Source organism: Clostridium phoceensis (assembly GCF_001244495.1).
Taxonomy (GTDB): Bacteria; Bacillota; Clostridia; order Oscillospirales; family Oscillospiraceae; genus Lawsonibacter; species Lawsonibacter asaccharolyticus.
In genome coordinates this window covers 725,524-745,799 of record NZ_LN866274.1, presented here as the reverse complement: position 1 = coordinate 745,799, position 20,276 = coordinate 725,524, and the positions used below count along the sequence as shown (strand labels likewise).

Annotated in this window: 19 protein-coding genes; 8 read left to right on the top strand and 11 right to left on the bottom strand. The window is 64.6% G+C overall.

The window, feature by feature from the left end:
* The first annotated feature begins 99 nt into the window (after positions 1–99).
* From BN1969_RS04285 to BN1969_RS04275, 3 genes are all read left to right on the top strand, one after another.
* Positions 100–972 (top strand): YitT family protein, encoded by an 873-nt coding sequence (locus BN1969_RS04285; protein ID WP_050623176.1) that lies wholly within the window; start codon positions 100–102, stop codon positions 970–972.
* 134 nt (positions 973–1,106) lie between these two features.
* Positions 1,107–1,385, top strand: coding sequence for a hypothetical protein (locus tag BN1969_RS04280; protein WP_050623175.1), 279 nt, complete (start codon positions 1,107–1,109; stop codon positions 1,383–1,385).
* A 50-nt stretch (positions 1,386–1,435) separates the two neighbouring features.
* The gene (locus tag BN1969_RS04275) at positions 1,436–2,332 is read left to right on the top strand and encodes a LysR family transcriptional regulator (RefSeq protein WP_050623174.1); all 897 of its coding nucleotides are present in this window, start codon (positions 1,436–1,438) and stop codon (positions 2,330–2,332) included.
* A 64-nt stretch (positions 2,333–2,396) separates the two neighbouring features.
* On the opposite strand, the gene BN1969_RS04270 is transcribed toward BN1969_RS04275, so the two are convergent.
* The 3 genes from BN1969_RS04270 to mtnA are packed head-to-tail and all read right to left on the bottom strand — an operon-like array spanning position 2,397 to position 4,973.
* Positions 2,397–3,221: an aldo/keto reductase gene (locus BN1969_RS04270; protein ID WP_050623173.1), complete on the bottom strand. Its 825-nt coding sequence runs from the start codon at positions 3,219–3,221 to the stop codon at positions 2,397–2,399.
* A gap of 1 nt (position 3,222) precedes the next feature.
* Positions 3,223–3,885, bottom strand: a complete 663-nt coding sequence (locus BN1969_RS04265) for a class II aldolase/adducin family protein (RefSeq protein WP_050623172.1) — start codon at positions 3,883–3,885, stop codon at positions 3,223–3,225.
* Entirely contained in the window at positions 3,882–4,973 is a 1,092-nt protein-coding gene (gene mtnA / locus BN1969_RS04260) for an S-methyl-5-thioribose-1-phosphate isomerase (protein WP_050623171.1), read from the bottom strand. Before mtnA ends, BN1969_RS04265 begins: the two co-directional genes overlap by 4 nt.
* 175 nt (positions 4,974–5,148) lie before the next feature.
* Here mtnA and BN1969_RS04255 point away from each other — a divergent pair, with 175 nt between their 5' ends.
* The 4 genes from BN1969_RS04255 (at position 5,149) to BN1969_RS04240 (ending at position 8,383) form a co-directional block, all read left to right on the top strand.
* On the top strand, positions 5,149–5,793 hold the full coding sequence (locus tag BN1969_RS04255; protein WP_050623170.1) for a cytidylate kinase-like family protein: 645 nt from the start codon (positions 5,149–5,151) through the stop codon (positions 5,791–5,793).
* A 21-nt stretch (positions 5,794–5,814) separates the two neighbouring features.
* Positions 5,815–6,528, top strand: a complete 714-nt coding sequence (locus BN1969_RS04250) for a gamma-glutamyl-gamma-aminobutyrate hydrolase family protein (protein ID WP_050623169.1) — start codon at positions 5,815–5,817, stop codon at positions 6,526–6,528.
* Positions 6,525–7,787: a M15 family metallopeptidase gene (locus BN1969_RS04245; RefSeq protein ID WP_050623168.1), complete on the top strand. Its 1,263-nt coding sequence runs from the start codon at positions 6,525–6,527 to the stop codon at positions 7,785–7,787. Before BN1969_RS04250 ends, BN1969_RS04245 begins: the two co-directional genes overlap by 4 nt.
* 83 nt (positions 7,788–7,870) lie before the next feature.
* Positions 7,871–8,383 carry a pyridoxamine 5'-phosphate oxidase family protein gene (locus tag BN1969_RS04240; protein WP_050623167.1) on the top strand — a complete coding sequence of 171 codons (513 nt, stop codon included), beginning with the start codon at positions 7,871–7,873 and terminating at the stop codon, positions 8,381–8,383.
* 185 nt (positions 8,384–8,568) lie between these two features.
* Here the strand turns inward: BN1969_RS04240 and BN1969_RS04235 are convergent, their stop codons facing one another.
* From BN1969_RS04235 to BN1969_RS04215, 5 genes are read right to left on the bottom strand one after another with little or no spacing between them, the layout of a single operon-like run.
* The gene (locus tag BN1969_RS04235; RefSeq protein WP_050623166.1) at positions 8,569–10,455 is read right to left on the bottom strand and encodes an S-layer homology domain-containing protein; all 1,887 of its coding nucleotides are present in this window, start codon (positions 10,453–10,455) and stop codon (positions 8,569–8,571) included.
* A 15-nt stretch (positions 10,456–10,470) separates the two neighbouring features.
* Complete coding sequence (locus tag BN1969_RS04230; RefSeq protein ID WP_050623165.1) at positions 10,471–11,700, bottom strand: ABC transporter permease; 1,230 nt, start codon at positions 11,698–11,700, stop codon at positions 10,471–10,473.
* Complete coding sequence (locus tag BN1969_RS04225) at positions 11,697–12,482, bottom strand: ABC transporter ATP-binding protein (protein ID WP_050623164.1); 786 nt, start codon at positions 12,480–12,482, stop codon at positions 11,697–11,699. Before BN1969_RS04225 ends, BN1969_RS04230 begins: the two co-directional genes overlap by 4 nt.
* A 4-nt stretch (positions 12,483–12,486) precedes the next feature.
* Complete coding sequence (locus tag BN1969_RS04220; protein ID WP_050623163.1) at positions 12,487–14,127, bottom strand: efflux RND transporter periplasmic adaptor subunit; 1,641 nt, start codon at positions 14,125–14,127, stop codon at positions 12,487–12,489.
* Between the two features lie 14 nt (positions 14,128–14,141).
* Positions 14,142–14,750 (bottom strand): TetR/AcrR family transcriptional regulator, encoded by a 609-nt coding sequence (locus tag BN1969_RS04215; protein WP_050623162.1) that lies wholly within the window; start codon positions 14,748–14,750, stop codon positions 14,142–14,144.
* A 465-nt stretch (positions 14,751–15,215) separates the two neighbouring features.
* Here BN1969_RS04215 and BN1969_RS04210 point away from each other — a divergent pair, with 465 nt between their 5' ends.
* Entirely contained in the window at positions 15,216–15,569 is a 354-nt protein-coding gene (locus tag BN1969_RS04210) for a helix-turn-helix domain-containing protein (protein WP_050623161.1), read from the top strand.
* Positions 15,570–15,637: 68 nt separating this feature from the next.
* Here BN1969_RS04210 and pepV read toward each other — a convergent pair whose 3' ends face one another.
* From pepV to feoB, 3 genes are read right to left on the bottom strand one after another with little or no spacing between them, the layout of a single operon-like run.
* Positions 15,638–17,005, bottom strand: a complete 1,368-nt coding sequence (pepV, locus tag BN1969_RS04205) for a dipeptidase PepV (RefSeq protein ID WP_050623160.1) — start codon at positions 17,003–17,005, stop codon at positions 15,638–15,640.
* A complete protein-coding gene (locus BN1969_RS04200) occupies positions 17,002–17,829 on the bottom strand; it encodes an HAD family hydrolase (RefSeq protein ID WP_050623159.1) in 828 nt (275 codons plus the stop codon). The genes pepV and BN1969_RS04200 overlap by 4 nt, the downstream gene beginning before the upstream one ends.
* 21 nt (positions 17,830–17,850) lie before the next feature.
* A complete protein-coding gene (gene feoB, locus BN1969_RS04195) occupies positions 17,851–20,271 on the bottom strand; it encodes a ferrous iron transport protein B (protein ID WP_050623158.1) in 2,421 nt (806 codons plus the stop codon).
* Positions 20,272–20,276: the final 5 nt, after the last annotated feature.

The following is a 20,276-nucleotide window of genomic DNA, read 5'->3' as shown; positions in this document are numbered from 1 at the left end:
CCGGCGGTCCGGACCAGAGCACTTTCGGGATCCCCTTTCCTTTTCCCCCGGGACGCGGGAAATCGGGACAGCAGTTCCCTGACAGGAGGGCATCTTTTTATGAGAAGTCACCACCGTACCGCCGCCCTGCTCAATATGGTCCTGAGCTGTGTCATATGCAGCATAGCCGTCAACTGGATCGCCCTCCCCAACGGCTTTGTGGTCACGGGCATCACCGGGCTGGCCATGACTGCGGAGACCTTCACTGGGATCAACTACGCCCTGATCTACTATGGGCTGACCCTGGCCATCCTGCTCTTCACCGCCGTGACCTTGGGGTACAAGGAGGTGTCCAGCATCCTGTTCCTGTCCATCCTCTACCCCCTGGTCCTGTGGGTGCTCAACCATGTGCAGGTGGAGATCATTCTGAAGGAGAAGCTGATCGCGGTCATGTTCTTCGGCGTGGTCTACGGGGCGGGCGCAGGCCTGACCTACCGCATGGGGTACTCCTACGGCGGAACGGACACCCTGAGCAAGATCCTCAAGCAGAAGGTCTTTAAGGCCGCGGAGCTGAAAAACCTGCTGCTCTGCCTGGACGCCGTCATTATGCTGATCATGCTCTCAGCCTTCAGCCTGGACACGGTGGCCTACGCCTTTGTAGGACAGATCATCTACGTGAACAGCATGAACTACGTCATCTTCAACATGGGTCCCCGCCTCTATGAGATCCAGATCGTCTGTGAGGACCCCCGGGCCATCGAGCGTTTTATCATCGAGGAGATCGGCAAGAGCGCCACCATCTCCAAGGTCATCGGGGGCTACTCCCAGGCGGACAAGATCCAGCTGGACTGTGTCTGCAACTCACGGGAGTATGTCCAATTGCGGGAGTTCATCCGGGACAGCGGGATCGACTGCTTCATCAAGGTCTTCCCCCTCACCCACGTCTTCGGCCGCAGCAAGGATTTCCACCGCCTCAGCGACCAGAATCTGTGACAAAAAGCGGGACACATATGTGTCCCGCTTTTTTCTCCCCATTGCCCAAGAGGCGGTTTTCATTTTCCCTGTTCTGTGGTACAATGCTCCTGCGCCCCTCTGGGGCAGGACTTTTGACTTTCCGGAGAGAGACCATGGAACAGGAACTTTTTTTGCCCACCCTGATGCACTGGCAGTACGGTAACAACTGGTGTGGCAGCCTGAAGCGGGCCAGCTTCTGGATCACCCCTAAAGATGAACAGCTCACCGCCCAGCTGTGGACCGGACCGGCCATCCGGGAAAACGCGGAGATCCTGTACACCGCCCAGTTCCCCATCAGCGACGAGGGGCTGGAGCAGCTCCGCACCTGGCTGCTGGAGCACGCCGCTGCTGTCAACGCCGCCAACCCGGAGTCCTTCCGCTATGCGTGGTAGCCCCCGGCGCCGCTCTTTTCCATTCCGATGAAACAGGAGGCCGCGGCCCCATGAATCTGAATCAACTCTACTATCTCCAGGCCATCGCCCAGGCCAGGGGCCTCACCCGGGCCGCCGACGCCCTCTATGTCACTCAGTCCAACCTGAGCCACTCCATGGCCGCACTGGAGGAGGAGCTGGGCATCCCCCTTCTCTACAAAAACGGGCGGGATACCCTGCTCACTCCGTACGGGCAGGAGTTCCTCGCCTACGCCGAGCGGGCCATCCAGGAGATCGAGGAGGGGAAGCGGGTGGCCCAGTCCCGGTGCAGCCCCACCCGGGGCCAGGTACGGCTGGGCTTCATCAGCGCTGTCAGCGCCACTCTGATCCCCTGGTGCGTCAGTCACTTCTACCAGAACCCGGACAACCAGGGTATTACTTTTACCTTTGACGAGAAACCCACCCGGCGCATCGCCGCCGATTTCACCCACCACGCCCTGGACATCGGCTTCGGCACCCGGTTCGACGACAGCTCATTTGAGTTCTGCCCCGTGGTGCCCGAGGAGCTGGTGGCCGTGGTCCCCGCCGGACATCCCCTGGCCCAGCAGGAGCAGGTGACGCTGGAGCAGTTGAGCCGGGAGCGGCTGGTGATCTACAACCAGGCCAGCCCCACCCGCAATCTGGTGCTGTCCATGTTTCGTCAGCAGAATCTCCAGCCAGATGTCGCTTTCGAGGTGGCCACCGACCACATGTTAGCCAGCTTTGTCTCCCAGGGACTAGGGGTGGGCATCATGCCCCGCATGTTCGGCCTCCGGCTCTACTCTGTCCGTCCCCTCTACATCGCGGACACTGAGACCCACCGCATGCTCTATATGTTCCGCCCCAAGGACCGCAGGGTCCTGCCCGCGGTCCAGCGGTTCTGGGACTTTGTGCTGGAGGTCTGCGCCCAGTACCAGTCTGACGAATAGATACGGAAAGGCCCGTCCTCCCCGCATGCGCGGGGGAGGACGGGCTCTCTTCTGTCCCGCCGGCTCACTTGTCCGGGTGCAGGCCGGACCAGCCTGTCTGGGGCATGGTCCGCAGCCGCTCCAAGTCCTCCGCCTCCAGGACAAAGTCCAGCGCCAGGTTCTGGCGCATCCGTCCAGCGTCGGCCGACTTGGGCAGGGGAACCACGCCGCAGTCCAGGGCGAAGCGCAGGCAGATCTGGGCCTGGGAGACCCCGTATTTTCCGGCCAGCTCCGCCAGCAGGGGATCATCCGCCAGCCTCTGGCGGCCCAGGGGGCTCCATGCCTCCACCAGGATCTGGCTGGCCCGGCAGAACTCCACCGTCTCCCACTGGACATAGCCGGGATGAAACTCGATCTGGTCCACCATGGGGGGCACTGTACACACCTCCAGCAGGTTCTCCAGGTGGTGAGGCAGGAAGTTGCTCACCCCGATGGCCCGGACCCGGCCGGCCCGGTACAGCTCCTCCATGGCCCGCCAGCTCCCCCGGTCCAGCTCCTTCCACTCCTCGCAGGCGGCGTCCGGCCTGGGCCAATGGATCAGGTACAGGTCCAAATAGTCCATCCCCAGCGCCTGGCATGAGGCGTCAAAGGCGGCCAGGGTCCTGTCGTAGCCCAGCTGGTCCTTCCACGCCTTAGTGGTGATGAAGAACTCCGACCGGTCCACCCCGGAGGCGGCCACCGCTCTGCCCACCGCCTCCTCTGTGTGGTAGGCGGAGGCGGTGTCGATATGCCGGTAGCCAGCCCGGATGGCCTCAGAGAGCACCGCGAAGCCGTCGGTCTCCCCTGCCTTCCAGGTCCCGAATCCCACTTCGGGCATCTCCACACCATTGCGCAGCAACTTGTTTTTCATATCAATTTCTCCTTTCTTCTCCCGCCAGACGGCGGACCGTCAGTTCCCTGACCTCCTCCGGCTCCAGGACCGGGATAGGCCGTCCCAGCAGCAGGCCCAGATACCGCTGCTTGCAGTACTGCTCCAGGGCCTGGGTCCGGTACCATGCCTGGACCACGTCCCGTCCCCAGGTCACCGCCCCGTGGTGGGCCAGCAGGGCTGCGCTGTGCCCCTCCGCCGCCCGGGCCACCGCCCCCGCCAGCTCCTCTGTCCCCAGGGGCAGCCAGGGCAGGGCGGGGACCGGCCCCAGCAGCAGGGCCCAGTCCGCGGTGATGGGCTCGGTCAGGTCCTCCCCCAGGTTGGCCGAAAACACGGAATATGGAGCGTGGGTGTGGACTACGCCTCCCACCTCAGGCCGGGTACGGTAGAGAGCCAGATGCATCGGGCTCTCGGACGAGGGCCTCCCTGTTCCGGACAGCACCCGCCCCTCCAGATCCACTTCCAGCAGCATGTCCTCCTCCAGGTCTCCCTTATAGACCCCCGAGGGAGTAATGAGCACCCCGCCATCGGAGCACCGGGCAGACAGGTTCCCGTCGTTGGCAGCCACATAGCCCGCCTGGGCTATCTGGCGGGCGGCCTGGCAGATCTTCCGCCGCAGCTCCTGCTTCTCTCGGCTCCAGCTCACGGCGCATCCCCCTTTTCCCGGGAAACCAGCTCCCGCAGGCTCTCCCCGAAGGGGGGACGGCAGATGCCTCCCTCCGTGACGATGGCAGAGATCAGGCTGTGGTCGGTGACGTCGAAGGCGGGGTCCCAGCACCTCACCTCCGCTGGCGCCATGGGCTCCCGGTACCAGAGGGAGCGGATCTCTTCCCCGTCCCGCTCCTCGATGGGGATGTCCGCCCCGGTGGGACAGTCCAAGTCGATAGTGGAGGTAGGGCCCAGCACATAGAAGGGGACATTGTAGTACCGGGCCAGGACCGCCAGGCCGCTGGTACCGATCTTGTTGGCAGTGTCCCCGTTGGCCGCCACCCGGTCGCAGCCTACGAAGCAGGCCTGGACCCAGCCGTTCTTCATCACCATAGAGGCCATGTTGTCACAGATCAGGGTGACCTCCACCCCGGCCCGGGCCAGCTCCCAGGCGGTGAGCCGGGCCCCCTGGAGCAGGGGCCGGGTCTCGTCGGCAAAGACCCTCAGCTTTTTCCCCCTCTCCTGCCCCAGCAGGATGGGACCCAGGGCGGTGCCGTACCGGGAGGCGGCCAGTGCCCCGGCGTTGCAGTGGGTCAGGATGCCGTCCCCCTCCCCTACCAGGGTCAGACCGTGCTCCGCGATCCGGCGGCACATCTCCCCATCCTCCCGGTGGATGGCCCGGCACTCCCGCTCCAGCACCTGGACGATCTGCTCCGGCGGCCCTGCCGTCCGGTCCGCCCGGGCCAGCATCCGCTCCAGCGCCCAGCGCAGGTTCACCGCCGTGGGCCGGGTGGCCGCCAGGCCGGCAGCCCACTCCCGCAGCCGGGTACGGAACGCCGCCTCCACCGGCGCCCGGTCCGCCAGTCTTCGGGCCAGCACATACAGGGCATACGCCGCAAAGACGCCGATGGCTGGGGCGCCCCGCACCCGCAGGGTGCGGATAGCCTCCGCCAGCTCTTCCGGCTCTTCCAGTTCCAGCCAGACCTCCCGGTTGGGAAGCTGGCTCTGGTCCAGCAGCCTCACCCGGCGGCCGTCCTCCGTCAGCCCAAGATATTGGTTTTTCTCCTTCCAGCGGGTCTCCTCCATCAGACCGCCTCCTCTCTGTTTTGATTATGCCTAGATTTTCTTTTCCTGTCAACCTGGAGGGGCCTGAGATTTTCGTTGTCATTTTCTTCAAATTGCGCTATAATATAAAGAAACAGGAGGTACGGATGAACAGCCTCGCCCGTACCTGAAGCCACACTATAAGGAGGCGTGTCTCATGAGCAACTATGTCGTGTCCATCAGCCGCGAGTTTGGAAGCGGCGGCCGCCTGATCGGCAAGAAGCTGGCCGCAAGCCTGGGCATCCCCTGTTATGACCGCACACTGATCCAAAAGACTGCGGAGAAGAGCGGCCTTTCCCCCGACTTTATCGCCCGGGCGGAGGAGCGGGCCCGCAGCCGGTTCCACCTGAACATCGCCCCCATCGGCATCGGCGTCCCCACCTTCACCCACCAGGGCATCCCGGTCAGCCATCAGGCATTTTTTGCCCAGGCCGACGTGATCCGGGAGCTGGCGGCGGAGGGGCCCTGCGTCATCGTGGGCCGGTGCAGCGACTACATTCTGGGGGAAGACCCCGCTTGCATCAAAGTCTTTATCCATGCCGACATGGCCAGCCGGATCGACCGCTGTGTGGCGGAGTATCACATCCCCTCCGACAACATGGAGAGCCGGATCATCCAGATGGACCGGGGCCGCGCCAACTACTATAACTATTACACCGGCCACACCTGGGGGGAGATGCGCCGGTATGACCTGACCCTCAACTCCTCCATCACCGGCATCAATGGCGCCGTGGAGATGATCGCTCAGCTGGTGCGCCTGCGCTCTGCTCAGTTGGACCAGGCCCCTACCCAGGCGCCCTGAGGCGCCCTGAAAGGAGTTCCCATGTGTGACGCAGTCCTCTCTCCCCGCATCCTGATCTCAGGTGCGGATGGAAAGATGTCCAACTATGTCCGTGCCGTCCGCGCCGCGGGCGGCACGCCTGTTTCTGGTTACTGCCCCCCACCGGACCTGTCCTGCGCCGGGCTGCTGCTGTGCGGCGGCGGCGACCTGGACCCCGGCCTGTACGGACAGCCCGACCAGGGCTCCCAGCCCCCGGACCCCGCCCGGGACCAGGCGGAGCTGGAGCTGTTCCGCGCCTTTTATCAGGCGGGCCGCCCTATCCTGGGGGTCTGCCGAGGCATGCAGATCATTAATGTGGCTCTGGGGGGCACCCTGCTTCAGGACCTGGGGGACGTCCGGCGTCCCTCCCATACCCACCCCCAGGCGGACCAGGTCCACCCGGTCCGCGCCCAGCCGGGCAGCCTGCTCCACACCCTCTACGGCCCCCGCTTCTCCGTCAACAGCTCTCACCACCAGGCAGTGGACTGCCCCGCCCCAGGGCTGGTCCTTACCCTCCGGGCAGTGGACGGCGTTCCCGAGGCCATAGAGCACCCCTCCCTCCCCATTCTGGGGGTCCAGTTCCACCCGGAGCGGATGAGCGGCCCCCTTCTCCGCCCCGACACGGTGGACGGCGCTCCCATCTTCCGCTGGTTCCTGGCCCTCTGCGGCCGGACCGGCCCCGTCTCTTCTTCTACTCAGGAGGTCTCCCAGTTATGAACCATGCTCCCCTGCGCATCCTGACCGGAGCGGCGGCCCTGGTCCTCTCCGTCTCCCTGCTCACCAGCGCTGCCGTCCCTGTTCGGTCTCTCCCCGCCGCCTCCGGGGAGGAGACAGTCCTCGCCCGCCCCTCCCTTCAGGACCCGGACACCCTCGCCCGGGCGGTGGCCTGTCAGTCCCTCTCCTACTACCGCCCGGAGCTGCTGGACCGCTATCTTGCCTACGGCGCCCTTTGGCCGGAGCTCTCCCCGGAGGACGTGGTCACCCGGGTGAACATCGGCCTGGACGGGACCTTTTACGGCGATGTATCCCAGGCGGAGGAGCCGGAGAGCCTCTCCGTCCTGGTCAACAAATACCACCCGCTGCCGGACGGCTATGTCCCCCGGCTGCACAGCCTGCCCGCCCGGTACGCCCCCTCCGGGGGCTCCCTGGCCCCTGCCGCAGCCGCGGCCTTCATGCGGATGGCCGACGCGGCCCGGGAGGACGGCATCACCCTTTACAGCGTCTCCGCCTACCGCTCCTACTCCTATCAGGACTCCCTGTACCGCCGGTATACCGCTCAGGACGGCGTGGAGGCCGACACCTACTCCGCCCGGCCGGGCTTCTCTGAGCACCAGACCGGCCTGGCCCTGGACATCAATACCGCCAGCCGCAGTGCCCATTTCGAGACCACCGCGACCTACCGCTGGCTCATAGAGAACTGCTGGCGCTACGGCTTCATCCTCCGCTATCCGGAAGGCAGGGAGGACATTACCGGCTTCTGCTTTGAACCCTGGCACTACCGCTTTGTGGGGCGTACGCTGGCTCTCCAGGTCCGGGAGAGCGGCCTGACCTACGATGAGTTCCTGGCCCGCAGGGCAGTGGACAGGCCCCATACAGCGCTCTGCGCCGGGGACATGCCTCTGGAGGCCGTCCCCATCCTTCTGGACGGCATCTGCTGGCTGCCCGCCCAGGCGGTGGCCGCCGCCTTCGGCCGTACCGCCGCCATCTCAGGGGACCAGCTGGTCCTCCCCGCCGAAGAGGGCTCCGTGGTCCTTACCGCCGGCTCTCTCACCGGGGAGCGGGACGACCGCCCCTTCGCGCTCAGCAGCCTGCCCTTCCAGTGGGAGGGGGAGTTCTACCTCTCCCTGGAGGACCTGTGCGCTCTGCTGGAACTGACGGCCCGGCGAGAGGAGGGGTTGATCTCTCTCATTCCCCGCTCCGCCCCATCTGCTCTCCTGCCGGAGGAGCTGCCGCCCATCCAGCCACTCCCCTGCTGACCCTGCCCGGCGCCTCTCACGGCGCCGGGTCCTCTTATATAGTATGATGTGGTTGCAGATCTTACAAAAAAGGAGGCAGATCCATGTTTCGACCCATGCGGCGGCACCGCCAGCAGCTCTCTCAGGGGGACTGCGCCGCCATCCTGTCCCGGGGGACCTCCGGCGTCCTGGCCGTGGCCGGCGACGGCGGCTACCCCTATGCGGTCCCCCTCAGCTATGTGTATCAGGAGGGAACGCTGTTCTTCCACTGTGCCAAGGCAGGGCACAAGCTGGACGCCCTGCGTCGGTGCAGCAAGGCGTCCTTCTGCGTCATCGATCAGGATCAGGTGGTCCCCCCGGAGTACACCACCTACTTTCGCAGCGTCATCGCCTTCGGCCGGACCCGTATTTTGGAGGACGAGGCGGAGAAACAAGCTGCCATTTGGCTCCTGGCGGAGAAATACTGCCCCGGCGACAGCCCGGAGCATCGCCAGGAGGCCATTCGCCGGGAGGCCGGCGGACTGTGCCTTGTGTCGCTCTCCATCGAGCACATGACCGGCAAGCAGGCCATCGAGCTGGTTCAGGAAGACCGCCGGCAGGCTGATCTCTCTTTGTGACCCCCGATCCCCTTTTGTGTTCTGGGGCTGAATTTTCCTTTTTTCCACCCTGTCCCCTGCGGGGGCGGTAACACACAAAAGGCTCTTGAGCAGAAACAAGCGGATGCCCCGCTGGGGCATCCGCTTGTTACGGTCCCGAAGAGGGCGCCCCGCACAGCGGGGCGCCCTCCTTATCTTATGGGAGCTTATTTTGCCACGATGACTCGGATACGGCCGCCGTCCTTCTCGGAGCGGTCATACCAGGCGGACAGCTCGTAACCGCCGTCCTTCACCCGGTCCAGGGAGGACAGGTAGTAGTCGCCGCCCCTGTACTCATAGACCAGCACGTTGTCGGACATGAGGTAGGTCCGGTTGCCGGCCGTGACAGTGTTGCCGCTGACGCGGGCAGCCTCCACCTCGGTCAGCTGCCGGATCTTATCGGGGGCCTGGACATTGCCCATCACCACCACAGGGCCCTTCTTCACGCCGTACTTGACGCTCATTCCGGGCAGGGATACGGTCTCGCCCGCCAGATCCATGGTGTAACTCACGATGACGCTGACGCCGCCCTCCGGGCTGCTGTCCACCACATCAGTCATGATGCCGTAGCTGTGCATATCGCCGGTGGCGTCCTTCAGGATCAGCTTTGTGATCTCACCCGCACCGTTCAGGGTGTAGTAGCGCACCATATCGGTGGTCACGTTCAGCCCCGCCAGACGCTCGGGATAGATCCTTACGCCGGTGCCCTCATAGGTGTCCAGGATCTCCACGCCGTCTGCGAAGGGATAACTGCCCAGTTTGGAGGCGTCGGAGGACACCTTGCCGGAGAGCTTGCCGGTCTCGCTCAGCCGCTTGAGGGACACGGAGCCGTCCTCACTGCTGATGACCACCTGGACCAGGTTGCCCAGCTTGAAGTAGTCGGTGGTCCACTGATAGCTGTATGTGCGGCCGTCGGTGGCCAGGATGGTCACAGTGTCAGCGGTGTAGGAGGAGTTGGCCCCGGAGCCGGAGTAGGTGCCGCGGCTCAGGTTAGTGACGATGCCGATCTTGCTGCCGTCCTGAGAGGCGGAGGCGGCGGCCACAGCGGCCACGCCGCCGTTCCGGCCCAGCAGCAGGGTGACGGTGTCCCCCACCTGATAGCTGCCCAGGTCGGACAGCTCGTAGGCGGCGGAGGCTGTCTCAATCTCATAGGTCTGGCCTGCCACCTTCACGGATGTGGGGTTGGAGGGGGTGGGGCTCAGTTCCTGGATCGTGCCGGCCACCCGGTCGGTGTACACCCACAGGGTCTGCATGGACTCACTCCAGTAGACGATGTCGTTGTTCTGGATGGACTTGGCGGAGGAGGCGGCGCCGTCCCGGTACACCCGGGCGCTGTCCACATCGAAGGGGACGGACTGCTGCCAGCTGCCGGCCGCCACCACCGGGCCCTCCATCACGCCGTTGACCAGGGCCACCCGGTCCACCTCACCGGCGGCGTTGAGTGAGTAGCCCAGCTTGTTAATATAGGGGGTGCCCTCCTTGGTGTTGGTGGAGAGCAGGTTATAAAACAGATACAGGGTATCCTGCCGGGTCAGCACGTCGGTGGACTTCTGGGCGGTGACACCCCGGTCCAGCTTTAGGTTGCGGTACATGGCCAGCTGGCCGGTGGGATAGGCCCCAGAGAAGTCCTCTGCGGTGTAGCCCAGCAGCTTGAGGACGATGGTAGCGCCCTCCGCCAGGGTGATCTGGTTGGAGGGGCGGAAGGTCCCATCCAAATAGCCGGAGATCAGCCCGGCCTGCACCCCCGCCTGGACATAGCCGGCGGCCCAGTGGGTCCGGGGCACGTCGGGGTAGGGCGAGGTGGATGCCTCCCCCACCTGATCCCCGGTGCCGGTGGCGTTGACCGCCATGGTGATAAACTCGGCCCGGGTGACCCGGCGGTTCAGGTGGAACTCACCGCTCTCATCGCCCACCATGATGCCCAGGGCGTTGATGACCTGGATGGCCTCCTCTGTGGAGACTGTGGACGCGGCAGCCGCTCCTGCCGGCAGGACCATCAGGCCCAGCAGCAGCACTGCCGCCAGCAGGCCGGAGCAAAATCGTCTGATTTTCATCTGTGTTTCTCCTCCTTATTCATAGCGCAGGGCGTCGATGGGGTTCAGGGCGGCCGCCTTTTTTGCCGGCAGATAGCCGAACAGGATGCCGATGCCCACGGACACGCCGAAAGCCACGGCCACCGAGCTCAGGTTAGGCACCGCACTGAAGGTGCTCCCGCCGCCCATACTGCTGGTCATCATGCCTCCAATGAGGGAACCGGCCAAACTGGCCAGACCGATCCCCACCAGGATGCCCAGCACCCCGCCGATGGCTGAGGTGGTGCCGGCCTCAATGATGAACTGCCCGCGGATATCCTTCCGCTTGGCGCCCAGGGACTTGCGGATGCCGATCTCCCGGGTGCGCTCGGTAACGGAGACCAGCATGATATTCATAATGCCGATGCCGCCCACCAGCAGAGAGATGGCGGCGATGGCCACCAGCACCGCCATCATGGTGCCCATCATGGCGTTCATGGCGTCCATCATCTCGGCGGAGGTCATGACAAAGTAGTAGTCGCTGCTCTGGAAGGTCTTGTACAGCCGGTTCTCGATGATGCCCTTGGCCGTTGCAGCTGTGTCCTTGCTGGTGCTGGTGAACATGTACATGCTGGCGTCCGCGCTCCCGCTCAGGCGCAGGGCGGTGGTGTAGGGGAGGTATATGATGTCGTCCCCGCTCCCCTCGCTCATGTCGCTGTTCTTCTCCAGCACACCGATAACGGTAAAGTGCTCCCCGCCGATGGACAGCTGCTTGCCCAGGGCGTCGCCCTGGAAGGCCTCTTCCTCCAGATAAGCGCCGATGACGCATACGTTCTGGTAGCGGGCAGCGTCGATGTAGGAGATAAATCGGCCTTTGCCCAGGTTCTGGCCGCTCATGGTGGCCCCCCTCTCGTTGAGGAAGGTCTCACCCACACCATAAATGCTGGTGCGCTCAAAATCCTCGCTCCCCTGCCGCACCGCCAGCTGAGCGGAGACATAGGGGGTCACGCCGGAGATGTACTGGGGATATTTATCCACCAGTTCATACATATCGTCTGGGTCCACCGAACGGGAGTCCCCCCCGTACATAAACAATTGGACCTGGACCAGATTGGCGCCCAGCTTCTCAAACTGCTCGTTCATCATATTCTGCATGCCGTTGCCCAGGCTGGTGATAACGATGACGGCACCCACGCCGATGATGATGCCCAGCATGGTGAGCAGAGCCCGCATCTTGCTGGTCATCAGGGACTTCAGGGCCAGGCGGAAGGACTGTCCAAAGTTCATGCGCCCGCCTCCTGTTCCGCCGAGGAGGCGTCCGAAAATCCGCCTGCCGCCGGCTCGTCCTGCTCCATCTCTTCGGGCCGCACCACGGCCCTGGGGTCATGGGCATCGCCGTCGTAGATGATCTTTCCGTCCTGGAGGCGGACGATGCGGTCCGCCTTCACCGCGATGGAGTTGTCATGGGTGATGAGGACCACAGTGTCCCCCTCCCGGTTCAGCTTTTTCAGAAAGCCCAGCACCTCCCGACCGGTGCGGGAGTCCAGTGCGCCGGTGGGCTCGTCAGCCAGGATGACCGACGGGCTACCCGCCAGGGCCCGGGCGATGGACACCCGCTGCTGCTGGCCGCCGGAGAGCTGGGAGGGCAGGTTCCTGCACTTGTCCGCCAGCCCTACCCGCTGGAGGGAGGCCATGGCTCGCTCCTTCCGCTCCGAGGCGTCCACCCCGGCATAGAGCAGGGGGAGCTCCACGTTTTCCAGCACGTTCAGCTTGGGGATCAGGTTATACTGCTGGAAGATGAAGCCCAGCATTTTGTTGCGGATCTCGGCCTGCTGGTCGTCGTCCATGGTAGACACGTCGATCCCGCCCAGATGATAGGTCCCTGAGGTAGGCACGTCCAGACAGCCGATGATATTCATGGCCGTGGACTTTCCCGAGCCGGAGGAGCCCACGATGGCCACGAACTCCCCCTGGTCGATGGTCAGGCTGACGCCGTCCAAGGCATGGACGGTCTCCTCTCCCATCTGGTAGATCTTGTAGACGTCCTTTAATTCGATCAGGTGTTCCATACGCTCAGCCACCCACGCCCATCATCATGGCCATAGCGTTGGAGGCGATATTCTGAACATAGACCGTCTCGCCCTCCTCCAGGCCGTCCAGGATCTCGATGTACTCGCTGCTGCTGCGGCCCAGGGTGACAGGGCGCTCCTCCAGCTTGGTGGGGTCCACCAGATTGCCGCTCTCATCCAGGGCGCCCTGACCGGCCACCAGCACGGTGTTGCCCCGCTGGACCGCCTCTACCGGCACGCACAGCACGTTGCCCGCGTCCTCCACCAGCACCTCGGCAGACACGTTCATGCCCGGCTTCAGCTCCTCTGGTGTGCCCTCCACCACCACGGTGACCGGGTAGGTGGTGCGGCCATTGGCCGTGGTGCCGTTGATGTTGATCTTGTCCACATAGCCCTTGAAGGTCATACCCTCCAGAGCGTCGGCGGTGATCTCTACCTCCTGGCCCACCTGGATGTTGTTGATGTCCAGCTCATTCACCTTCATTTCAAAGGTCAGGGTGGACATGTCATACAGCACTGCCAGGTTCCCTCCCGCGGAGGTCACCGCGGAGCTGTCCACGTTGTCGCCGGCCTTGAAGTTTTTCTCGATAACGGTGCCGGAGATGGGGGCGGTGATCTCATAGTTCTCCAGGGCCTGGAGCCGGCTGTCCAGGGCCAGCTTGGCGTTCTCCACGCCGATGCGGGCGTTCTCCAGGGTGGTCTCCGCGGCAGTACCGCCGATGGTGGCCAGCACAGTGCCGTAGGACACCGGACTTCCGGAGGTGACATGGAGGGCGGTGATCTCCCCCGCTGTCTGTGCCACCACGGTCTGGCCGGTGCTTTGGCTGAAGGTGCCGCTTCCGGCGCAGGCCACGCTGCCCACCACAGCGGTGGCGGCGGTGGTGCCGGTCAGTCCGCCGGGATTGCTCACCCGGAACTTTACCTGACGGATCAAGGCGCCTCCGGCACCCACCTCGTCGGCGCCGGAGATGCTCTCGATGGTGCCGGTCACTGTCTCCATCGTCCCTTCAATGGTCAGTGTGCCCGTCTGGCCCACGTACAGCCCTGCGGCGTCTGCGCTGTGGAAGGGGATCTCCACTGTCATGGTGGTGTTGTCCCCCACGTCCGCGATGGGGTCGCCCACCGCCACCGGGTCGCCCACACTGACATAGAGCTTCTGCACGATGCCGCTGGCAGTGGAGTAGGGGTTCACGCTCTCCTGAGCGGTGCGGTAACCCAGCTCCGCCTGCGCTACGCTCAGCTGGGCCTGCTGCACCGCGTTCTGGGCATCCTCTGCGTCAAAACGGTAGAGCAGAGCGCCCTTCTCTACCCAGTCGCCCTCCTCAAAGGGAGCCTCCACGATCTCCCCGTTGACCAGGGCGGAGACCTTGTAGGAGTCGATGGGCGTGATGGTCCCGGTGCTGGACACGGAGATCCTCAGGTCCTGCCGCTGGGCTGTCTCAGGCAGATAGGTGCCCGCCACGAACTGCTGGCCGGCGCTCATCATGGGCCGGATAAAAATCAGGAAAATGGCCGCCAGCACTACCACCGCGATAATCAGTCGCTTGAGCCATTTTTTCTTCTTTTTGGGCACCTTAAGCTTGGGCGGTTCCTTTTTGCCCGGTGCCTGGACCGCCTCTTCCGTTTTTACCTGTGTTGCTTCCATACCTTGAATCTCCTTTATGTCTTGGTCGCGGACGGGGCTGCTGTCCCCCGTCTCAAAATGTCCAGCTGGGCGCACAGCCGCGCCCGGGCCGGACCGCTGTCCTCTTCAAAGATCGCCTGTGTCATGGCAGTGGCCGAGATGTATATCAGGATCCGGAAGATGTCCATCAAGTCCTCTTCCCCCCGCAGGTCCAGCCTGGCCCGGTCCACCCGCCGCTCCAGCCACTCCCCCAGATCCGGCCGATCCAGCGGGCTCAGCCGCAGGCCCAGGCGCATGTCCGAGTTCCGGCTGAGCATCCTGGCCAGCCCGGCCCAGTGCTTCCGCTGGGCCCGCAGATCATCGAACAGGGCGGGCAGCGCCCCGAGCAGATCGCCTCCCTGCTCCTCCAGCACCCGCTCCAGCCGCTGGAGCAGCCCGTCCTGATACCGCTTCAGGAGGTAGTGGAACAGCTCCTCCTTGTCACGAAAGTACATGTAAAAGCTGCCTCGGGGGATCCCCGCTGCCCGGATCATCCGATTGATAGACGCCTCAGCATAGGGCACACGGGCAAACTCCTCCTCAGCGGCCAACAGCAGCCGCTCCCGCTTCTCCGCGGGCAGGTGGAAGAAGGTCTTGCTGGGCATTCCCGTCCCGCCTCCTCACATGACAAGTTGTCACACAGTATAGTCCCCCTTCATTTTTCTGTCAATCGCCCCCCTCCAGGTTTCAAAAAATGTTCACAATCCTTCTCCGCCGTACGGGCTGCAGCGGACGGATATTCCGTCCCCCCGCCCCAGTCTCTGTCAGAGGCCCCATATGCTTTTCTTTTTTACCATATCAGAGAATCTTTAAGTACAGTACATAAGAAAAATTAAAATTTTCTTAAACCGGCTCCTCCGCTGCATCTGCCTGAGTCCTGACTCTACACCTTCCCCCAGGGGGAAGGTCAAGCAAAATCTGTGGCTGGCCCACATTTTGTCCACTGGATAAGCCTTTTCATTTTAATTCCTATTTTTTAAGAAGTCAATAATATTTTCTTTTTTACTAAGAATAACCAGAGGGATCGTCCTGTTCTGCATTAAAATAGGGGCAAAAGGAGCGTCAGAGCTATGGAAGAACTCGGATACGCCCTGCGGCTGGCGCGGGAGCGCAGGGGCTTGACCCAGACCCAGGTGATGAACCTCACCGGCATCAACAACAAAACGCTCTCCGGCTATGAGAACAACATCGCGGAGCCGGACCTTCAGACCCTGACCACCCTGCTGCGGCTCTACCGGGTGTCGGCGGACCGGCTGCTCCACCTGCCCGTCTCCGCTCAGGAGCTCCCCGCCGACGAGGTCAGGCTCCTCACCCTGTACCGCGCCTTTCCAGAGGAGCAGCGGCAGCAGCTGATGCTGGTGCTGGAGACCCTGTCCAGATCCGCCCCTAAGCCCAAGCCCGCCCCTAAGCCCAGGCAGCCGTGACCGGAATCTAGGCTTTTCCCTGGAAGCAGAGCACCCCCCGGAGCCTTGGCTCCGGGGGGTGCTCTGTACTATCTGGCCAGTTCCCAAATAGCGGCCGCCATCATCTGGGCGTTTTTCAGCAGGGTGTCCGCTTCCATATATTCGTCCGGCTGGTGCTCCGTCATCTCCTGTCCGGGGAACAGGGGCCCGAAGGCCACCAGGTTGGGACATGCCTTGGCGTAGGTGCCGCCCCCGATGGAGAGCAGCTCCGCCTCCTGCCCGGTCTGCTCCCGGTACACCTTGGACAGCGCCTGGACCAGCGGGCTCTCCGGGGGCATGTAGATGCTGTCCTGCCCCTCGGTGCGCTCCCCGGCAAAGCCGCCCCGCTCCATGGCCCCCATGAGCCTGTCGGCAAAGTCCTCATACCGGGCGGTGACGGGCCAGCGCAGGTCCAGGGTGAGGGACAGCTCCTCCCCGCCGCCCCGGATGATGCCCAGGTTCACCGTCAGCGCCCCGGAGATCTGGTCAGACATGGCAATGCCCAGCCCCTCGCCCCGGGTCTCCTCCCCCAGGACATCCGCCAGGAAGGCGGCAGCCTGGCCCGAGTCCCCATCCAGCCCCAGCTCCTTCAGGGCCAGCAGCAGGCGGCCGATGGCGTTGACCCCCTTCTCCGGGGTGGAGCCGTGGGCGCTCTGGCCCTCCGCCTCCACCAGCAGTCCCTCCGCTGTCTCTGTCACCCGGACGCCGTCCAGCGTCAGGGCGCAGGCGGCGGACCGCTCCTCCTCCGGCCAATTCAGCTCCGCCCGGGCCCGGTCAGGCACCACATTGTGAGCGGTCCCCCCGGAAATGCAGCGGATGGACCGGGGGGACGGGGCCAGTGCCCGACGGAAGTCCACCACGGCGATCCCCTTCTCCCCGTTGATAATGGGGTACATGCCGTCCGGGGTGAAGCCCATCACTGGGATCTCTCCGCCGGCCTCCACATAGTGGCGGATACAGGAGGAGCCCTTCTCCTCGTTGCACCCCACCAGCAGGCGCACCCGGCGGTGCAGGGGGGCGCCGCTGTCCCGCACCGCTTTCAGGGCGTACAGGGCCGCCGCCGCGGGCCCTTTGTCGTCGATGACCCCCCGGCCGTAGATCCGCCCCCCCGCCCAGGTACAGTCATAGGGGGGGTAGTGCCACCCGTCTCCGGCGGGGACCACATCCAGATGGCACAGGACAGCCACCATCTCCTCCCCCTCCCCGTACTCACACCAGCCGCAGTGGCCGTCCACGTCCCGGGTCTGGAAGCCCATCTCCGACGCCCTGGACAGGAACCAGTCCAGCGCCCGCCGGCACTCCGCCCCATAGGGGGCCCGCCCCGTCCCGGGGACCGAGACGCTGGGGATGCGGACCAGCTCTCTCAGATCCCGGAGCAGGGCCTTCTCTTCTTTTTGGATCAATTCATCAAAATTCATCCCTTTTCTCCCCTTTCCCACTCATTTTCCTCCAGACAGCGGGAGATGGCCCAGGCTACTCCCTCCTCCTGGTTGGAGGGGGCGGTCCACCGGGCCGCCTCCCGCACCGCTGCCGGGGCATTGCCCATGGCGATGGGCAGCCCCGCCGCCCGGAGCATAGACAGGTCGTTGTCGCTGTCCCCCACGGCGGCGGTCTCCCCCAGGGGGACGCCGTACAGCAGCGCGATCAGGGCCATGGCCCGCCCCTTGTCCACCCGGTCGGGCACCAGCTCAAAGTCGTGGTCATTGGAGGCAGTCAGCTGCACCCCGGGCAGCGCGCCCAGCTCCTCCAGGGGGTAGCGGGCCTGGTTCCAGTCCCCGTGCACCTTGGTCAGCGGCAGCCCCCTCTCCTCCAGATAGGCCCGCGGGTCCTCCGCCACCACGGCGGCGGAGTGGAAGATGGGGAAGGGGTAGGTCCGGGAAAGGGATTCCTTGGAAAAGGGGTCCACCACGATCTCCTCCCCGGCAAAGATCATCAGCTCGATCTCCCGGCCCAGGCACAGCTCCAGCGCCCGGCGGCCCGACTCCTCCGGCATGTCCCAGCGGCGCAGGGTCTCCCCCCGGACACCGTCCACCACGGCGGCGCCCCCCAGGCAGGAGAGCAGCGCATCGCAGCCCGCCTCCCTGGCGAACCAAACCGCCTCCTGGATCGGGCGTCCCGTATTCAGCACCACCCGCACCCCCGCCGCCCGGGCCCGGGCGATGGCATCCTTGGACGCCTGGGTGATCCGGCCCGCCGGGTCCAGCAGGGTCCCGTCCAGGTCCAGCGCGATCAGTCGTATCATGGGCATCTTCTCCTTGAGCAATTATAGGAACAGGCTCCCCACCTGGTAGACCAGCAGAGAGGCTACATAGGCCACCCCCAGCTGCCACCCGATGGAAAACAGGGTCCACTTCGTGCTGTTCATCTCCTTGGCCAGCGTAGACACCGCCGCCACGCAGGGGACGTACAGCAGGATGAACACCAGCATAGAGAAGGCAGACAGGGGGGTGAACCCCGTCATGGCCGCCGCCACCTGGGCGCCGGTGGCAGTGAGCGGGAAAGCGTAGAACATGGACAGGGAGCTGACCACCATCTCCTTGGCGATCAGGCCGGTGAGCAGAGCCACCGCCGCCTGCCAGAAGCCGAAGCCCAGGGGCTTGAAAATGGGGGCGATGACGCTGCCCAGGGCACCCAGCATGCTGTCCGCCTCGTTCTCCACCATATGCAGGGAGAAGTCAAAGGACTGGAGCAGCCAGAGCAGGATGCTCATCAGCAGGATCAGGGTGCCCGCCTTGATGAGGAAGCCCTTCACCTTCTGCCACACATGGGTGAGCATGTTGTGCAGGGAGGGCAGGCGGTAAGGGGGCAGCTCCAGCACAAAGGGGGCGGGCTCCCCGGCGAAGAGGGTATGCTTGAACAGCAGGCCGGACAGGATGCCCGCCGCCATGCCGATGACATACAGGCCGAAGACCACCAGCCCGGCCCAGGGTCCAAAGAAAGCCGAGGAGAGCAGCCCGTACACCGGCAGCTTGGCGGAGCAGCTCATAAAGGGCACCAGCAGGATGGTCATCCGCCGGTCCTTCTCGTTCTCCATGGTCCGGGCACCCATGATGGCGGGCACCGAGCAGCCGAAGCCCATGAGCATGGGAATGAACGCCTTCCCGCTCAGGCCGAAGCGCCGCAGCAGGCGGTCCATGATGAAGGCCGCCCGGGACATATAGCCGATGTCCTCCAGAAAGGACAGGAAGAAGAACAGCAGAGCGATCTGGGGCAGGAAGGAGAGCACGCCCCCCACGCCGGCAATGATGCCCTCACAGATCAGGCTCACCAGTACCTGGGACACCCCCGCCCCCAGCAGAGTCTCCTCCAGCGCGGCGGAGCATGTGTCGATGCCCGCCGCCACCAGATTGGACAGCCAGGAGCCGAAGGGGCCGAAGGTGATGACGAACATCACCAGCATGGCGCACAGGAACAGGGGCAGGGCCAGATATTTCCCCGTCACCACCTTGTCCACCTTCTCGCTGAGGGTCAGCTCCCCCGGCTTCTGCCCCTTGGTCACTGAGGCGGCTACCACCCGCTCGATGTACTGGTAGCGGCTGTCCGCCACCAGGGTCTCCCGGTCACCCAGGTCACTGGCGCTTTCGTATTCCGCCACCACCCGGTCCAGCTGCTCCTGCACCGGCTCAGGCAGGGCCAGTGCCCGCTCCACCAGCTCGTCCCCCTCCAGCAGCTTGATGGAGGCCCAGTGGGCGGGCAGGCCGGCGGCATAGGCGTAGTCGTGGAGCAGCTCCCCCATCCGGTGGTGGATGTCGTGGGTAAAGGCGTCATACAGGTCGTCGGGCTCTACGGTGCAGCCCAGGTGCATCTGCCGGTGGGCGGTGTGGAGCAGTTCCTCCAGCCCCTCCCCGGTGCGGGCGGTGATGGGGACCACTGGGATGCCCAGCTCCTTGGACAGCCGCTCCACATCAATCTGGTCCCCCCGTTTGGCCACCTCGTCCATAAAGTTCAGGGCCAGCACCGTGGGCCGCTCCAGCTCCAGCAGCTGGACGGTAAGGTACAGGTTGCGCTCCAGGTTGGTGGCATCCACGATGTCGATGATGCAGTCAGGGGCCTCCCCGATGATGAAATCCCGGGCGACAATCTCCTCCATGGAGTAGGGAGACAGGGAGTAGATGCCCGGCAGGTCCACGATGGTCAGGGTCTTGTCGCCCAGACGGGCGGTGCCCTCCTTCTTCTCCACCGTCACTCCGGGCCAGTTGCCCACATACTGGTTCGAGCCGGTCAAGGCGTTGAAGAGGGTGGTCTTGCCGCAGTTGGGGTTGCCCGCCAAAGCCACCCGCATGGGCCGGGTGTCGTGGGCAGTGGGGTCATAGCTCCCCCCGTGCTCCTGGAGCTCGTGCTCGTGGTCCCGCAATTGGCGGCGGGCGGTCTCCGGGTCGGTCACGTGCCGGGTCATGGCACCCCGGGCGGTCCCGCCCCGCTCCGTCCTCCTGGGCTGTCCCATCCGGATCTGGGCCGCGTCCGCCCGGCGCAGGGACATCTCATACCCCCGCAGGCTCACTTCCAGGGGGTCGCCCAGAGGGGCGATCTTGGTCACCTTCACCACAGTCCCAGGAGTCAGCCCCATGTCCACCAGGCGGCGCTTCACCGCCCCGGACTGGTTGCCCACCGACAGGATCATCCCGCTCTCCCCGGGGGTCAGGTCATACAGGGTCCGCTCCCCCGATCCACTGTGTTCTGACACAGGTC

Bases quoted from the DNA above. Each gene is read 5' to 3' on its own strand.
- BN1969_RS04285 (WP_050623176.1), top strand. From the start codon at position 100: ATGAGAAGTCACCACCGTACCGCCGCCCTGCTCAATATGGTCCTGAGC.
- BN1969_RS04210 (WP_050623161.1), top strand. From the start codon at position 15,216: ATGGAAGAACTCGGATACGCCCTGCGGCTGGCGCGGGAGCGCAGGGGC.
- BN1969_RS04280 (WP_050623175.1), top strand. From the start codon at position 1,107: ATGGAACAGGAACTTTTTTTGCCCACCCTGATGCACTGGCAGTACGGT.
- BN1969_RS04200 (WP_050623159.1), bottom strand. From the start codon at position 17,829: ATGATACGACTGATCGCGCTGGACCTGGACGGGACCCTGCTGGACCCG.
- BN1969_RS04235 (WP_050623166.1), bottom strand. From the start codon at position 10,455: ATGAAAATCAGACGATTTTGCTCCGGCCTGCTGGCGGCAGTGCTGCTG.
- BN1969_RS04220 (WP_050623163.1), bottom strand. From the start codon at position 14,127: ATGGAAGCAACACAGGTAAAAACGGAAGAGGCGGTCCAGGCACCGGGC.
- BN1969_RS04245 (WP_050623168.1), top strand. From the start codon at position 6,525: ATGAACCATGCTCCCCTGCGCATCCTGACCGGAGCGGCGGCCCTGGTC.
- BN1969_RS04275 (WP_050623174.1), top strand. From the start codon at position 1,436: ATGAATCTGAATCAACTCTACTATCTCCAGGCCATCGCCCAGGCCAGG.
- BN1969_RS04240 (WP_050623167.1), top strand. From the start codon at position 7,871: ATGTTTCGACCCATGCGGCGGCACCGCCAGCAGCTCTCTCAGGGGGAC.
- BN1969_RS04255 (WP_050623170.1), top strand. From the start codon at position 5,149: ATGAGCAACTATGTCGTGTCCATCAGCCGCGAGTTTGGAAGCGGCGGC.
- pepV (WP_050623160.1), bottom strand. From the start codon at position 17,005: ATGAATTTTGATGAATTGATCCAAAAAGAAGAGAAGGCCCTGCTCCGG.
- BN1969_RS04215 (WP_050623162.1), bottom strand. From the start codon at position 14,750: ATGCCCAGCAAGACCTTCTTCCACCTGCCCGCGGAGAAGCGGGAGCGG.
- BN1969_RS04270 (WP_050623173.1), bottom strand. From the start codon at position 3,221: ATGAAAAACAAGTTGCTGCGCAATGGTGTGGAGATGCCCGAAGTGGGA.
- BN1969_RS04225 (WP_050623164.1), bottom strand. From the start codon at position 12,482: ATGGAACACCTGATCGAATTAAAGGACGTCTACAAGATCTACCAGATG.
- BN1969_RS04230 (WP_050623165.1), bottom strand. From the start codon at position 11,700: ATGAACTTTGGACAGTCCTTCCGCCTGGCCCTGAAGTCCCTGATGACC.
- mtnA (WP_050623171.1), bottom strand. From the start codon at position 4,973: ATGGAGGAGACCCGCTGGAAGGAGAAAAACCAATATCTTGGGCTGACG.
- BN1969_RS04250 (WP_050623169.1), top strand. From the start codon at position 5,815: ATGTGTGACGCAGTCCTCTCTCCCCGCATCCTGATCTCAGGTGCGGAT.